Origin of the sequence: Cupriavidus sp. DB3 (assembly GCF_020418465.1) — a bacterium.
GTDB lineage: Bacteria > Pseudomonadota > Gammaproteobacteria > Burkholderiales > Burkholderiaceae > Cupriavidus > Cupriavidus cauae.
Map to the genome: position 1 here is coordinate 201,351 of NZ_JAIZPL010000004.1, position 14,632 is coordinate 215,982.

The following is a 14,632-nucleotide window of genomic DNA, read 5'->3' on the forward strand; positions in this document are numbered from 1 at the left end:
CCGCTGCGACGGCGCCGGCAGACAGCCAGGCCCGGCACCGAAGTGCGCATGGTTTTCAGCCTTCCATCCCCGCGACCCATGCGCGCACGCAGTCTAGCAAGACTCGGTCGAACTGGCGACAGGCGAGGCGGAAAGTGGATGTGCTCGATGTGGACGTCGATGTGGACATGCGCAATGTGGACAGGTCCGATGTGGACAGGTCCGATGTGGACAGGTCCGATGTGGACGAAGGCAATGTGGACGGCCCCGCTATTAACAGCATCGGCGCGTACCGGCGATGCGGCTTCTCAGTCGGTGCCCGTGGTCGAGCGGAATGCCTCGAGATTGACGCCGAGCCGCTTGATCTTGTCGTACAGCGTTTTCTTCGGCACGCGCAGCAGATCGCTCGCCGCCGCCATGCGTCCCGACGCGGCGCGCAGCGCTTCCTCGATCAGATGCCGTTCGAACACCGCGACCTGCTCGTCGAGCGAACGCGCCTCGCTGGCGCCGCCATTGCCGGTGCCGTTGCCGCTGCCATGATTGCCCGTGGCGAGCAGGCCCGTGTTGCCGCCCTGCAGTCCCAGCACGAAGCGGTCGGCGGCATTGCGCAGCTCGCGCACATTGCCCGGCCACGGATGCATCATCAGCTCGCGCATATGTTGCGGCGATACCTCCGGCACCGGCCGCTCGTAGCGCAGCGCGGCCTGCAGCAGAAAGTGCGAGAACAGCAGCGGAATGTCCTCGCGCCGCTCGCGCAGCGGCGGGATGTCGATCACCGCGACGTTGAGGCGATAGTACAGATCGGCGCGGAAGCGCTGCTCCGCCGACAGCGCCAGCAGATCGACCTTGGTGGCCGCGATCACGCGGCAATCCATCGGCAGCAGCGTGTTCGAGCCCAGCCGTTCGAACTGCCGCTCCTGCAGCGTGCGCAGCAGCTTGATCTGCAGCGACATCGGCATGGTCTCGATCTCGTCGAGAAACAGCGAGCCGCGCTGCGCGTATTCGATCTTGCCGACGCGCCGCCGCGCGGCGCCGGTGAACGCGCCGGACTCGTGGCCGAACACCTCGCTCTCGAACAGGGACTCGGGCACGCCGCCGCAATTGAGCGCGGCGAAGTTGCCCTGCCGGCGCGGACCGTATTCATGCAGGCAGCGCGCCACCAGTTCCTTGCCGGTGCCGGTCTCGCCGAGGATCAGCACGTCGGCATCGGTGCAGGCCAGGTCGAGGATCAGCTTGCGCAGCCGTTCGACCGCCGCCGAGCGGCCGATCACCTTGGCCTCGATCGCCTGCGTGTCGGCCAGTTGCCGGCGCAGCGCCTCGACCTCGAGCGTCAGCGCGCGCTTTTCCATCGCGCGTTGCACCACCTCGGTCAGCTCGCCCGGCGAGTACGGCTTCTCGACGAAATCGTAGGCGCCGCGGCGCATCGCCTGCACCGCCATCGAGATATCGCCGTGGCCGGTGACCAGAATCACCGGCAGCGCGGCATCGATCTCCAGCGCCTTGTCGAGCAGCGCCAGGCCGTTGATGCCGGGCAGGCGCACATCGGTGACGAGCACGCCGGCAAAGCCGGGCGTGAGGCGATGCAGCACCTGTTCGGCCGAGCCGAACGCCTCCACCGACAGCCCGGCGATCTGCAGCGACTGCGTGCTGCCCAGCCGCACCGCGGCATCGTCTTCGACGTAGAGGACCGACAGGTCAGTTCGCATCGGCATGGGTCTCCTGTGCGGCGGGCAGCTGGATGATGAAGCGGGCGCCGGCGATGTCGTTGTGATCCGCCGCGTGGCCCGGCACGTTGCCGGACACGTCGGTGGACACGTGGCTGGATACCTCGAAGGCACGGCGATTCTCCGCGCGCAGCGTGCCGCCGAACTCGCGCACGATGCCGGCGGAGATGGCCAGCCCGAGGCCGAGGCCCACGCCCTGCTCCTTGGTGGTGAAGAACGGCTCGAACAGCCGCGGCATCACGTCGTCGTCGATGCCGCAGCCGCGGTCGGCCACCTCGATCGTGACCCACTGCGGGTCGGCGTGCGCGCGGATTTCCAGCACGCGCGCGACCGGGTCCTGCGCGGCGTCCGCGTTGGCGTCCTTCATCGCATCGAGCGCGTTCGACAGCAGATTGACCAGCACCTGCTCGAGCCGATTGCCCTCGCACAGCGCCAGCGGCGACGGCTCGGGCACCGACACCACCAGCTCCGCGCCCTCGGCACGAATGCGCGAATCGAGCAGGAACAGCGCGTCGGCGATCACCGTGCCGACCGGCGTGGGCACCGACTGCACCGGCGTCTTGCGCGCGAATTTCTTCAGCTGCGCGGTGATCTTGCCCATCCGCTCGACCATCTGGCAGATCACGTTCAGGTTCGTCTCGACCGCCTCGGTCTGGCCGCGGCGAAAAAACACGATGGTGTTGGCCGACAGCGTGCGCAGCGCCGCCAGCGGCTGGTTCAGCTCGTGCGTGATGCCGGTCGACATCTGCCCGAGCGCGGCCATCTTGCTGGCCTGCACCAGCTCGTCCATCGCCGCCTTCAGCACCTGCTCGGCGCGCTTGCGCTCGGCGATCTCCTTCTGCAGCTTCAGGTTCGAGCCGGACAGCGCCTGCGTGCGCATCGCGACCTTGCGTTCGAGCTCGTCGTGCGCGCTGCAGCGCCTCCTTGGCGGCACGGTTCTGCGCGGCCGCGCGGCGGCGCTGCAGCACGTAGAGGATCAGCAGCAGCAGAAAGCCCAGCGCGAAGGCGCCGATCACCGCGCTGTTGCGCGCCAGCGTGCGGATCGGCTCCATGTCCGACAGCACGATCAGCCGCCAGTCGGTATCGGGAATGCGGCGGCTCTGCGCGAGGAATTCGTCGCCGTCCGGCATCTGCACCACGCTGATGTCGGGAGCGAAGCGGCGCTGTTCGCGAAAGCCGATCGGCTCCAGCGAATCGACGGTCGAGTATTGCCGCGTCGAGGCGAGCTGCCAGCGCGTCTCGCTGGGCAGCTCGCGCAGCGACTTGAAGCGCCAGTCGGGCTGCGAGCTCAGGAACACGATGCCGTTGGCGTCGACCACCAGGATGCGGTCGTCGTTGGCGAGCCAGGGCTCGTCGATCTTGTCGAGATTGACCTTGACCGCGGCCACGCCGAGCAGCGCGCCCTCGCGCACGATCGGCTGCGAGAAGTAGTAGCCCGGCTCGCGGCTGACGGTGCCGATGCCATAGAAGCGGCCCGGCTTGCCCTGCATCGCGTCGCGGAAATACGGCCGGTACGAGAAGTTGATGCCGACGAAGCTGGCCGCCTCGTTCCAGTTGCTGGCGGCCAGCGTCAGGCCGTGGGCGTCCATCACGTAGATGGCGGTCGATTTGGCGGCGGCGTTGACCTCGGCCAGGAAGCGGTTGGCCGCCATCGGCAGGCCCGGTGTATCGGGTTCGCGCAGCAGGCGCTGCACGTCGTGATTCAGCGCGACCACCGCGGGCAGATATTCGTAGCGGCGCATCTCGCTGCGCAGTCCGCCGATATAGGCCTCGATGCGGTGCGCGGTGCCATCGCGCTGCGCGCGGATGCCGACGCGCTCGCCCCACAGATAGGCGATCGTGACACCGGCCGCCATCACCGCGCAGACCGCGGCGATCGTGGCCGCGCGGCGTGCCCGTCCGCGCGGCCATGCCGAAGGCGGCATCGCTTGTGCGGTGGCCGGCGGCGCAGCGGAAGTCGCGGAGGGGTCGGTCATATCGTGCGCGAGAATCGGCACCGGCGGCGGTGCCAATGGAGGGGCGCCAACAGCGCGGCGCCGACGACCGGCCATTAGGCAAAGCCGCGGCTTGACGCGTCAATCGGCGTAAACACCGGCCCGGCGAAATGCCGGCACCGGCGTGCAAGGCAGGCGTGCAGGACAGGCGTGAACGGAAGGCCAAGGCTCGAAGGCAAAGGCCCGCAGCCGGTCTCTCCGTCCGCGGGCCGATGCGCGCATCGTTGGCCGATGCATCGTCATCGATGCATCGGCGCGAGCGCCATCAGGGCTGCGTTACATCGAACAGCAGATTGACCGGCGACGGACCGAACGACAGCCACGTGCCCTTCAACGGCTGCTGCTCGACGCCCGGCCGCGACCAGTCGCAGACCCCGGTCGTGAAGATCGATTGCAGCCGCGCCAGTTGCGCCGGCGTCATCATCACCTTGTAGTCCGCGGGATCGACCGGCTTGAGCTGGCACTTGACGATATCGTCGGCCAGCGGGCCGCCGGCGACCATGCGCGGCGTGGTGCCGGCCGGATACAAGGTATTGCACTGGCCCGGGCCGTGCGCGGTCTGCGGCTCGATGATCTTGTTGCCGCCCGCGTCCCAGCACGCATCGACCAGGTCGGCCGGCTTGTTGCGCACCACCTTCTCGGCCTTGCTGCCCGGGCCGGTGTCGCGCAGCATCGCCGTCAGCCAGCGGTCCATCTGGTCGAAGTTGTCGTCACGGATGGTGCCCGGTCCGACGATGACCTGGTTGTCCGCATGCCCGTTGGCCGCGATCAGCCGCGCGCGCACCGAGTAGCTGTGGATCTTGTTGTGGATGTCGCCGTTGACGCGGTCGTCGTAGTAGTCGCGCTGATCGATGATCGGCGTGGTCGCCAGGCCTCCGCCGGTCGACGTGATGCGGCCCGACTGGTAGGCGCGTGCGATCGCGTCGAGGTCACCGACCGTGCGCTGCGCGATCTTCTTGAAGTCGACGTCGACGCCGCCGATCTTCTCGTTCAGGTCGATGAACTGGTCCGGCGTGATCATGCCGTCGTTCAGCGCCTTCAGGCCGTACTGCACGCCGACATTGTCGATCGGCCGCTTGGCGAAGCCGCGCGCGTCCTTGCCGTAGACGTTGACCGTGTGGTCGTAGACGGTGGCGCGCACCCCGGTCGGGTTGTTGACCGGATGGTATTTCTGGTCGGCCGGGAAGCCTGCCGGGAACGACACCACCGGATCGAGACGGCCCGCGCTGCTGCTCATCGCGGCGATGTTGCCCGGCTTCAGGTAGCCGGAGATCGCCGAGCGCTGGGCGTCGCTGTATTGCCCTGGCGCGGTCTGCGTGAAGTACAGGTGCAGCAGCCGCGAATCGTGCAGCTTGAAGATCGTCGACGAGGTCACGTCCGGGAACACCGAGGTCACGATGATGCCGTCGAACAGGCCCGGATAGTTGTCGCCGGTCTGGTGGCTCTGGTAGGCGCCGCCCGAGCCGCCGGTGCCGATCGTGAAGAAGGGCGTGCCGTAGTTTTCGATCAGCCGTTCCTTGACCATCGCGATGGTCTCGGACGACAGCAGGTCGTTGCAGTTGTTGCCGAAGGTATTGAGCGAGGCGCTGGCCACCGCGTAGCCCTTGCGCAGGTAGTTGTGGTTCAGCACCGCGACCGGCGTGCCCTGCATGTACCAGCCCCCCTGGCAGCCGCCGCCGAGCGGATAGATGACCTTGCGGTTCCAGCCGGAGGGCGGGGCCAGCGGCGTCGGTTCGGCGTCCTTCAGCGGGTCGTGCAGGATCGCGGTCTGGTAGATCGCGCGATTGATCGTGCCGGTCTCGACGCGGACGATGTAGGGCACGGTCGCGCCGGCGTTGTTGGTGGTGCTGGCCACATCCGCCGGATAGGCGGCGACCGGCGTCGGCAACGGCTTGAAGCTGTTGGCGGTCGAGCGGTAGACGTAGTGCACGCGGCGTTCGACCGAGCAGTTCTCGTCGAGCGGCGCGCCGAGCTTGCTGCCGTCCGGCAGCGTGAAGTTCTGCGTCGCGCAGATGTAGGGACGCTCGTGCGGGCCGGAGAACACCGGGCCGGTGATCGGATAGTTGGTCAGCGTCAGCGTGGTGCGCGCGGGGCCGTGCTTGACCTCGAGCGTGTTCTCGCCGAGCTTGAGCCCGCTGACGATGCCGAGCGCCTCGCGGTCGGCGGTCGGCGTGAAGGCGTCGCTGACATCGACGCCGTTGAGGCTGACCTTGAATTTCTTGCCCGGTGCGCGCTCGCTGGCGCTCAGGCGGATCAGCGCATCGCCGCCCGTCACGCGTTCGGGCGCGGAGGACAGCACGGTCGCCTCGACCGTCGCCCGATGTCCCAGGCCCAGGCCGGGCGCGTTCTCGGCGCTCTGCGGCTGCAGGTTGCCGCCACCCCCATCGTCACCGCCGCCGCATCCGGCGACCAGCAATGCCGCCACCATCGCGCCAGTCCCCAAGGACGGCCGCTTCCACCGAGCTGCTGTTTGCCGCATCGTTGTCTCCTGTTTGGCCGGCCTCGCAGGCATTGCCTTTTCCACGCTCCGCACGGGAGCGGTCAGCGCGTCTGCCGTCTGTCGCGGCAGCTTGCGAGGCGCCAGCGTTGCAATGGGCGTGCCACTGCACGCCTCGGTCGGTGGCGGAGACTAAGCCTCTGAAACACAAGCACTTTTGCGTGGGGGCAATGTCTGCATCGGGGCAGACATGGATGGGAATCCGCACAGCCTCGAGCGGGCGGCGTGCGGAAAGTCGCGTCGGTGGGGTTGTTGCGGTGCGGTTCGAGGGAGGTCCGGCACGGGTGTGCGGCGATCAAAAGTCGAGCTGTTGTGGCTGAATGCCCAGCGCCACGGCAATCTTTTCTCGCGTCGATTTGCGTAGACGCTCGCTGCGCTCCTGCTGCGCGTAGGCCGACTGGGAGATGCCGATACGCGCCGCGACGTCGGCCTGGGTCAGTCCGAGATGTTCGCGCCAGGCTCGCGCGGGCGTTGCGCCCTCGACCGTGCGCTGAATCACGGCATGCGGAATCAGACTCCGTTCCTCGGCGTGGCGAGCGATGTAGTCCTGATAGGGGATGACGACAAAGGCCGGCTTGCCATCGGGGTTCAGCAGGACCTGGATGCTGGTAGGTGCGTTCATCGCGCTTCCTCACTTCTTGAATCTCGACGATCCTGATGCGGCCATCCCAGTCGAACAGCACGCGATGGTTGCCCACGCGCAATCGGTAGCCGTAGGTATGGTTGTTCAGGGCTTTGACGTTCTGGCATTGGGGCATCGCATGCAGTGCGCCGACCGCTTCCACAATGGCCCGTTGCTGGAGCTTGTCCATTGTGCGCAGCTGTTTGGCCGCCTTGCAGGTCCAGTTGATCGCGTTCATCCACGCGATTGTTCCGATCCTGCATTATAAGTCGATTATAAGTTTTAAGCGACTATAGCTTCTGAACTGTCGACGTCGATGAGACCGTGTGCGGACAGGCGATCGCGCTAACGAACCCACGCCGAACACCCCGCCGGCGCCATCGTCCCGCTGACGTACATGGCGCCATGCCGGTACAGACGCAGGCGGTCCACCGCTTCGGCGCCGGTCAGCACCCACACGCCGCCGCGCGCGTCGGTCCACATGATGCGGGCATCGGTGCCCTCGAGCGCGGCGAACAATTGCGAAGGCGCGGCGCCGGGACGCAGCACCACGGTGGTGCTGTCGTTGGGCGCGGCGCGTACCGGGAACAGGTTCAGCGCGGCGCCGAGCAGCGCGCCGCCGACCAGGATGGCGGCGACCCAGCTGGCCGCGATGCCTGGGCCGCGCGGGCCGGCGCCGGGGCTCGCCGCGGTCCCCGTCCTGCGCATGCGGATGCCGACCAGCAGCGGGATCACGCCGAACAGGAACAGCCAGATCAGATCCCACAGCAGCGGAGTGGGCGAGTCCATGCGGATGCGGTGGATGCCGGTGATCCAGTGCGACAGCACCGCGTCGACGACGTGCCAGACGCCGAAGCCGATCCAGAAGTCCGCCAGCAGGCGGCGAGGCGCATGGGGAATCGCGAAGGCCTCGCGCGTTCGATACAGCAGCCACAGCCCGATCGCGGCGATCACGTACATCAGCGCGTGGAACAGCCCGTCGGCCATCACCTGCACGCGCAGGTCGCCGAGCGCGCCGCGTTCGATCCCGGACAGCAGGTGGTGCCACTGCAGGACCTGATGCAGCAGGATGCCGTCGAAGAAGCCGCTCATCGCGAAGCCCAGCGCATAGCCAGCCCATGCGAAGGCGCGGGGGTGGACGGTATCGGCGGAGACGACGTGGGCGGTCGGCATGGCAACGCTCCTTCGAATCGAGTCGGACGCGGTGGCGGCTCAAAGCCAAGCGGGCCGCACCGACGTCAGCCGATGGGGCCCGCTTGAAGCGACTTGTCGTCGCGGATGGACAGCGGCGTTCAGCGGGTGCCGCTCGTACCCGTGGCGGATCCGCTCGACGTGCCCGACGAGCTGCCGCTCGTGCTGGTTCCCGTGCCGGTGCCCGTCCGTGACGAGTCGGTCGGCGTCACGGCGCCCGAGCCGGAAACGGAGCCGGATCCTGACCCGGTGCCGCTGCCGGCGGCCGTACAGCCGGCGAGTCCGCATGCCATGGCAACAGCCAGGGCGGTGATGGATGCCATTGTTTTCATGTTGTTTTCCTCCAGCGGTGCGCTAAGTCCCCGTAGCGCTGACATGAACCCCGCGGTCGGGGGCCGTCCGTCAATATGCAATCGGCGTTCCCATGCGATGGCCAATGGCCGGGAGCGCTGCGATGGGTACGGGTCCGTCGGTGTCGCGGGAGGAAACGTTGCCGGCAGGGTAAGACATACCAACGCTTGTAAGCTTTGCCAGCGGACGTGGTAATCGTGATGCACGTGGCTGCCCAGCACGAAGCGCGAGCATTGCAGCGCAGGAGCGGGGCCGGGATGGTGAGCGCAGGCGGCTTGACGCTGGAACGCCGCGGCCACATTGCATGGCCCCGGGAAGCCCGAAAAAGCGAAGCACCAAAGATCAGGGCACCAAAGATCAGGGCACCAAAGATCAGGGCACCAAAGATCAGGGCACCAATGAAAAACGGACGCCGAAGCGTCCGTTTTTCCTTTCAACTTGGTGGCCTGGGACGGAATCGAACCGCCGACACAAGGATTTTCAATCCTCTGCTCTACCGACTGAGCTACCGGGCCAAAGAAGCGAAACTATAACAGCGGGCATGGGACTGGTCAACCCCCCGCCGCGCCGAATCGTCATCCTTACTGCTCGGCCGGCTCCGGCTTGTTGCGGCTCAGCTCGACGCCGAGCTGCTTGAGCTTGCGATACAGATGGGTACGCTCCAGGCCGGTCTTCTCGGCCACGCGCGTCATGCTGCCGTGCTCGCGCAGCAGGTGGTATTCGAAGTAGGCGCGCTCGAACATGTCGCGCGCCTCGCGCAGCGGCATGTCGAAGGAGAACTGCATTTCGGCTTCGGGTACGCGCTGCGGCGTGCCGTTGGCGGACGCTTCCGTGGGCGCGGTCTCGGCGGCGCGGGCGGCGGGCTCGGCGGCCGGGGCCGCGGGCGCGGCTGCCGCGCGCGGACGTTCCTGGCCGCGTGCCAGGCCCTGCTCGACCGCGGACAGCAGCTTCTGCAGCGCGATCGGTTTCTCCAGGAAATTGAGCGCGCCGATCTTGGTCGCTTCCACCGCGGTATCGATGGTCGCGTGCCCGGACATCATGATCACGGGCATCGTCAGCTGGCCTTGCGAGGACCATTCCTTGAGCAGCGTCACACCGTCGGTGTCCGGCATCCAGATGTCGAGCAGCACCAGGTCGGGCGTATTGCCGGCACGGTATTCACGGGCTTGTTGCGCGTTTTCGGCTACTTCGACTACATGGCCTTCGTCGCTGAGGATTTCCGAGAGCAGTTCACGGATACCCATTTCGTCGTCGACTACGAGGATGGTTGCCATACTTTCCTCTTAACCCCTCCGCGGCGTTCCGGGTCGGACCGCATCATCATGCATCGCTATGCCAGCTTGGCGAACAGGATGGATATCTGGGCGCCGGCGACTTCGGTGCCCTCCATGCGATTGCGCAGCTCGATGCGCGCCCCATGTTCGTCAATGATCTTCTTCACCATCGCAAGACCCAGACCGGTCCCCTTCGCCTTGGTCGTCACGTATGGCTCGAACGCGCGGCTGAGGATGCGTGGGGCGAACCCCGGACCATTGTCGGCGATGGTCAGCTTGACAGCCTGGCGGCTTTCGCCGGAGGCATCTTTGTATTCTACAGTCTCGGTGTGCAGAGCGATACAAGGCGCCGGACGGCCCGCCGCCACGTTCTCCGCCACCGCATCCTGCGCATTCTGCAGCAGATTGTGTATCACCTGCCGAAGCTGGGTCGGGTCACCCTTGATGTCGGGCAGATCGTCGGCCAGCGACGGATGAATCACGGGATGCTCGTGCAGGCCGGGATCGTCGATGCCGTACAGATGCAGGACCTCGGCCACCAGCCCATTGAGCTGCAGCGTCTGCAGCATCGCCGGCGGCGTGCGCGCGTAGTCGCGGAAATCGTCGACCATGCGCTTCATCGCCGCTACCTGGTTAACGATCGTGGTGGCGCCGCGCTTTAGCACGTCCGCGTCATTGCCTTCGAGCTTGGGCGCGAGCTTCATCTGCAGTCGCTCGGCCGACAGCTGGATCGGCGTCAGCGGGTTCTTGATTTCATGCGCGAGGCGCCGGGCCACTTCGCCCCATGCGACCGACCGTTGAGCCGAAATCACATCGGAAATATCGTCGAACACGACCACGTAGCCAGGCTCGGCATGGTCGGTGATAGCGTCGCCGCCCGGCAGCCGCGCGCCGCGCACCAGCAGCGTCAGCGGCTGTTCCTCGTCGCCGTGCGGCAGTTCGATCTGCTTCTGCCAGTGCGCGGCGCCGCCGAGCACCTCGCTGGTGCTCTGCTCCGAGAAGGCCTGCCGCACAATCTCGCCGAACGCCGCCATGCCGGGAATCGCCTCGACGGGATGGCCGATGGTCGGCCCGAGCGGCTGCCCGAAGATGCGTTCGGCACCGGGATTGGCGGTCACCAGCGAGAAGCGCCGGTCCATCACCAGCACGCCGGCAGTCAGGTTTTGCAGCACGCTTTCGAGGAAGGCCTTCGATTGCTCGAGCGCGGCGCGATTCTGCTCGACCGCCAGGCGCGCCTCGGCCAGCTGGCGCGTCATCATGTTGAACTGCTGGGTCAGCATGCCCAGTTCATCGCGGCTCTTGAGCTCGCGCTTGGGCGACAGATCGCCTTCGGCGACTTCCTTGGTTCCCTGCAGCAGCATCAGCAGCGGCCGCGCCAGCTGGCCGCCGAGCAGCAGCGCCAGCATCACGGCGATGAAGACCGCGAGGAACAGCGTCAGCGTCAGCGTGCCGATATACATCTTGCGCAGGCCGGTGCGGCCCAGCGCCTTTTCCTGATAGTCCTGGTAGGCGCGCTGGACTTCGTCGGCATTGCGCGCAAGCACGGCGGGGACCGGATGCACGATCTGCAGATAGCGTTCCTCGCGCACCGTATCGCCGATCAGGCCGAAGCCCGATGACGGATAGTCCTCGGCGCGCCGCTCCAGCGACAGCCCCGAGCCCGCCCAGCGATCCTTGCCGGCGGGACGTGGCGCCGCGCCCAGCGACGATTCGTCGGCCGGCGTCGCGGGGCCGAGCGGAATGATCACGCGCAGCCGGTACAGGTGATTGGCGTCGGCGCGCTCGGCCTGCGGATGGCCATCGCTGCCGCCGTCGGTGCCCGGATCGGTGCCGCCCTCCACCGCCGCATAGCCGCCCGCGAGCCGCGCCTGCTCGACCAGCACGCCGCTCGGCAGGCTCGGCACCAGCATCGCGTAATTGCTCGACGCGGAGGCGATCACGCGCCCGCCGCCGGTGAAGATCGAGGCCTCCTGCACGCCGTACTGCTCGCGCAGCCGGTTCAGCTGCAGCGAGTTGGTGGGCTCGCTGGCGCTGATGATCTGGTCGCTCATCTGCCGCGCCTTGGCCTGCAGATCGGCCAGCGCGCTGTCGATGGTAGAGCGGCCCAGATTCAGGCCCGCCTCGAGCGCGGTTTCGACACGCACGTCGAACCACGACTCGATGCTGCGCGAGACGAATTGCAGCGACACCAGATAGATCAGCACGCCCGGCAGCACGCCGACGATGCCGAAGAACAGCGCCAGCTTGGTCATCAGCCGCGTGCCGAACTTGCCGCGGCGATAGCGGACCCACAGCGCCACGGCGAGCGCGCCGATGATCAGCACCATCAGCACGCCGATCACCAGATTGATCTTGTACAGCAGCGTGAAATAGCGGTCGAAGAATTCGGTGTTGGCCGACGCGGCCGCCAGCAGCATCACCAGCACCAGCGCCAGGAAGACGATGGTGCCGGCGACCACGCGGCTCAGGACGCGGCGGAGCCGGCTGTCGAGCACGCTGTTCAGCGGGGAGATCATGACCTGGCGGCCGGCGACGACAGCGAGCCCGGCGCCAGCATGCCGGCGACCGGGCGCCCGAAAGCCGGCGACGGACGGACGTTACCGATGCCCGGGGCCGAGGCCGGCGGGGCATTGGGCGTGGAGGCAGGACCTGGTGCGCTGGCCGGAGCGTTGCCCGGCGCGGCACCCGGTGCGGACGGCGACATCGACGCCGGAGCCGAGGCCTGTCCCGTTGCAGCCGCGGCCGGCGAAGCGTTCGCGGGCGAGGCCGCATGTCCGTTTGCCGGTGCGGGCGTTGGCGCGGCGGGCGAAGCGGGTGCAGCGGGTGCAGGCGGCGCGGCGGGTGCGGGCGGCGGCGCCGGCGGGGCTTCGGCCACCGGCGTATAGGCGAAGCGGCGCCAGTCGGACGACAGATTCCAGTCGCGCGTATTGACCGCGTTGATCTGGAACGGCTTGGGCAATTGCGACAGGTCGAGGCGCATGCGGACCTCGGCCTGGTAGGGCACGCCGAGCTTGACGTCGCCGCGCTCGAACACGCGCCAGCCACGCACCTGCTTGATGAAATCGAGCGCGCCCTTCAGGCGCATGAACGGCAGCTGCAGTCCGCCGGTCGAGACCCGGTACTGCCGCGTCAGCGGATGGAAGGTCAGCCTGACGCTGCGGCTGGTGCTGACCGGCTTTTCGTCGAACCAGTACCAGCGCGGGCGGCTCAACTGGAAATCCACCGCGAAATACAGAGGGATGCCCTTGTGCAAGGCGTCCTCCAATGCCGGCGACAATTCGAAGTCGAAGGCGGCGTTCAGTTCGAAGCCGCCGTCCTGATATTCGACGCGCGCCTCGCGGATGTCGATGTTCTGTGCGTGCCCGGCGCGGGGCGACAACGCGCTCGCGCACAGGACCAGCACCATCAGCAGCAGCCACGCCAGCCGGCGCAGCGCGGCCACGCCGATACCGGCATGGTTTGCTGCGGATCCGCACGCCTTGTCGTCATGGGCACGGAGGACGGACAAGCGAAGCGGTGCGAGCATCGGATCAGAGGCGTTTCTGGAAGCGGGCGTAGAAGAAACCGTCGTGGTCCGACGGCAGGCCATCGTGGCTGCCGGTCCCGCCATCAGCCACGCCATTTGGGATGCTGCCGGGCAGCAGCTGGCCGGGCGCCTGCAATCGTATCGCATCTGGTAGCTGGGCACCAAACCACTGCGCCTGCTCCTCGCCCTCCGTTGGGAAAATAGAACAAGTCACATACACCAGAATGCCGCCCGGTTTCAGCAGCGGCCACAGCTGCGAGACGATGCGGCGCTGCTCGTTGACGAGCTTGCCCAGATCGCTCTCGCGGCGCAGCCAGCGGATATCGGGATGGCGGCGCACGATGCCCGAGGCCGAGCATGGAACATCGGCGAGGATGCGATCGTACGGCTTGCCATCCCACCAGGCCTGCGGCCGGCTCGCGTCGCCGATCACCACCTGCGCGCGCTGCTGCAGCCGCGCGAGATTCTCGTCGATGCGCTGGGCGCGCGCGGCATCGCTCTCGACCGCGGTCAGTTCCACGTCGGCCAGTTCGAGCAGATGGCCGGTCTTGCCGCCGGGCGCGGCGCAGGCATCGAGCACGCGCTGGCCATCGGCGATCTCGAGCAGCGGCGCGGCGAGCTGCGCGCCGGCGTCCTGCACCGAGACCTCGCCGCTGTCGAAGCCGGGCACCTGCGCCACCGGCAGCGCGCGCGCCAGGCGCACCGCCTGCGGGCCGACGCGTTCGGCCGCGATGCCCGCGGCGGCGAGGCGGGCCAGATAGTCGTCGAGCGCAACGCGCGCGGTATTGACCCGCAGCGTCATCGGCGGCTGCTCGCTCGCACTGCCCGCCAGCGCCTGCCAGCGGTCGGGATAGGCCTCGCGCAGCAGGCGCAGCCACCATGCCGGGAGGTTCCAGCGTGCCTCCTCGTCGCGGCGCACCTCGGCCAGCAGCGCCTCGCGCTCGCGCAGGAAGCGGCGCAGTACCGCATTGACCATGCCGCGCGCATGCGCGGACTTCGGATCGGAAGCGGCGGCGTTGACGGCCTGGTCCACCACGGTGAAGGCCGCATAGCCGCCCTGCCCTCCGCCCTGCGCGCCGTCTTGCCCCTGTTCCTTGTCGCCCTCGATCAGCAGCGTCAGCGCGACCGCGAGCAGCGAATCGACCAGCGCGCCGGGCGGGCGCGACACCATGCGCGTGACCAGCGCACGCACGGTGCCGAACTGCCGCATGGTGCGATAGGCCAGGTCCTGCAGCGCGCCGCGCGCGCTCGCGTCACGCGTACGCTCGAGCCGGTACTGCGCGCAGGCGGCGTCGATCGCCTGCGGCAGCGCGCTGCCCTCGTTGACGCCACGCACCGCGGCCGCGGCGGCGAGCATCTGGAAGGCAAGGGAATCGGGAGGCAAACGCATGGATCGGACACCGTGAGGAAACGAACAAATAAAGGGCACTGCGGGCAAAACCGCGGGCACAACGGCGGCGGCACTACGCGCAGA

Annotated in this window: 8 protein-coding genes, 1 tRNA gene and 3 pseudogenes; all 12 read right to left on the minus strand. The window is 67.7% G+C overall.

Going from position 1 to position 14,632, the window contains the following annotated elements; all coding sequences use genetic code 11:
* Positions 1-287 precede the first annotated feature (287 nt).
* Complete coding sequence (locus K7G19_RS14400) at positions 288-1,685, minus strand: sigma-54 dependent transcriptional regulator (protein WP_226108158.1); 1,398 nt, start codon at positions 1,683-1,685, stop codon at positions 288-290.
* Entirely contained in the window at positions 1,675-2,583 is a 909-nt protein-coding gene (locus tag K7G19_RS14405) for a sensor histidine kinase (protein WP_226107832.1), read from the minus strand. The genes K7G19_RS14400 and K7G19_RS14405 overlap by 11 nt, the downstream gene beginning before the upstream one ends.
* Before the next feature lie 241 nt (positions 2,584-2,824).
* Positions 2,825-3,754 (minus strand): annotated as a pseudogene (locus K7G19_RS25100) (cache domain-containing protein); the annotation flags it as partial.
* Positions 3,755-3,962: 208 nt separating this feature from the next.
* The gene (locus K7G19_RS14415; RefSeq protein ID WP_226107834.1) at positions 3,963-6,125 is read right to left on the minus strand and encodes a DUF6351 family protein; all 2,163 of its coding nucleotides are present in this window, start codon (positions 6,123-6,125) and stop codon (positions 3,963-3,965) included.
* Between the two features lie 364 nt (positions 6,126-6,489).
* Positions 6,490-6,816 (minus strand): helix-turn-helix domain-containing protein, encoded by a 327-nt coding sequence (locus K7G19_RS14420; RefSeq protein ID WP_149317442.1) that lies wholly within the window; start codon positions 6,814-6,816, stop codon positions 6,490-6,492.
* Positions 6,797-7,054 (minus strand): annotated as a pseudogene (locus K7G19_RS14425) (type II toxin-antitoxin system RelE/ParE family toxin); the annotation flags it as partial. The pseudogene K7G19_RS14425 and the gene K7G19_RS14420, both read right to left, overlap by 20 nt.
* Before the next feature lie 107 nt (positions 7,055-7,161).
* Positions 7,162-7,989 carry a DUF2243 domain-containing protein gene (locus K7G19_RS14430; RefSeq protein WP_226107836.1) on the minus strand — a complete coding sequence of 276 codons (828 nt, stop codon included), beginning with the start codon at positions 7,987-7,989 and terminating at the stop codon, positions 7,162-7,164.
* Positions 7,990-8,797: 808 nt separating this feature from the next.
* Positions 8,798-8,873, minus strand: a tRNA-Phe gene (locus K7G19_RS14435).
* Positions 8,874-8,939: 66 nt separating this feature from the next.
* A complete protein-coding gene (locus K7G19_RS14440) occupies positions 8,940-9,632 on the minus strand; it encodes a response regulator (RefSeq protein ID WP_149317440.1) in 693 nt (230 codons plus the stop codon).
* A 56-nt stretch (positions 9,633-9,688) separates the two neighbouring features.
* Complete coding sequence (locus K7G19_RS14445; RefSeq protein ID WP_150083182.1) at positions 9,689-12,148, minus strand: PAS domain-containing sensor histidine kinase; 2,460 nt, start codon at positions 12,146-12,148, stop codon at positions 9,689-9,691.
* A 176-nt stretch (positions 12,149-12,324) separates the two neighbouring features.
* A pseudogene (locus K7G19_RS14450) lies at positions 12,325-13,158 on the minus strand (DUF4390 domain-containing protein); the annotation flags it as partial.
* A gap of 4 nt (positions 13,159-13,162) precedes the next feature.
* Complete coding sequence (rsmB, locus tag K7G19_RS14455) at positions 13,163-14,548, minus strand: 16S rRNA (cytosine(967)-C(5))-methyltransferase RsmB (RefSeq protein ID WP_226107838.1); 1,386 nt, start codon at positions 14,546-14,548, stop codon at positions 13,163-13,165.
* Positions 14,549-14,632: the final 84 nt, after the last annotated feature.

Bases quoted from the DNA above. Each gene is read 5' to 3' on its own strand.
- K7G19_RS14430 (WP_226107836.1), bottom strand. From the start codon at position 7,989: ATGCCGACCGCCCACGTCGTCTCCGCCGATACCGTCCACCCCCGCGCC.
- K7G19_RS14405 (WP_226107832.1), bottom strand. From the start codon at position 2,583: ATGCGCACGCAGGCGCTGTCCGGCTCGAACCTGAAGCTGCAGAAGGAG.
- rsmB (WP_226107838.1), bottom strand. From the start codon at position 14,548: ATGCGTTTGCCTCCCGATTCCCTTGCCTTCCAGATGCTCGCCGCCGCG.
- K7G19_RS14440 (WP_149317440.1), bottom strand. From the start codon at position 9,632: ATGGCAACCATCCTCGTAGTCGACGACGAAATGGGTATCCGTGAACTG.
- K7G19_RS14420 (WP_149317442.1), bottom strand. From the start codon at position 6,816: ATGAACGCACCTACCAGCATCCAGGTCCTGCTGAACCCCGATGGCAAG.
- K7G19_RS14415 (WP_226107834.1), bottom strand. From the start codon at position 6,125: ATGGTGGCGGCATTGCTGGTCGCCGGATGCGGCGGCGGTGACGATGGG.
- K7G19_RS14445 (WP_150083182.1), bottom strand. From the start codon at position 12,148: ATGATCTCCCCGCTGAACAGCGTGCTCGACAGCCGGCTCCGCCGCGTC.
- K7G19_RS14400 (WP_226108158.1), bottom strand. From the start codon at position 1,685: ATGCGAACTGACCTGTCGGTCCTCTACGTCGAAGACGATGCCGCGGTG.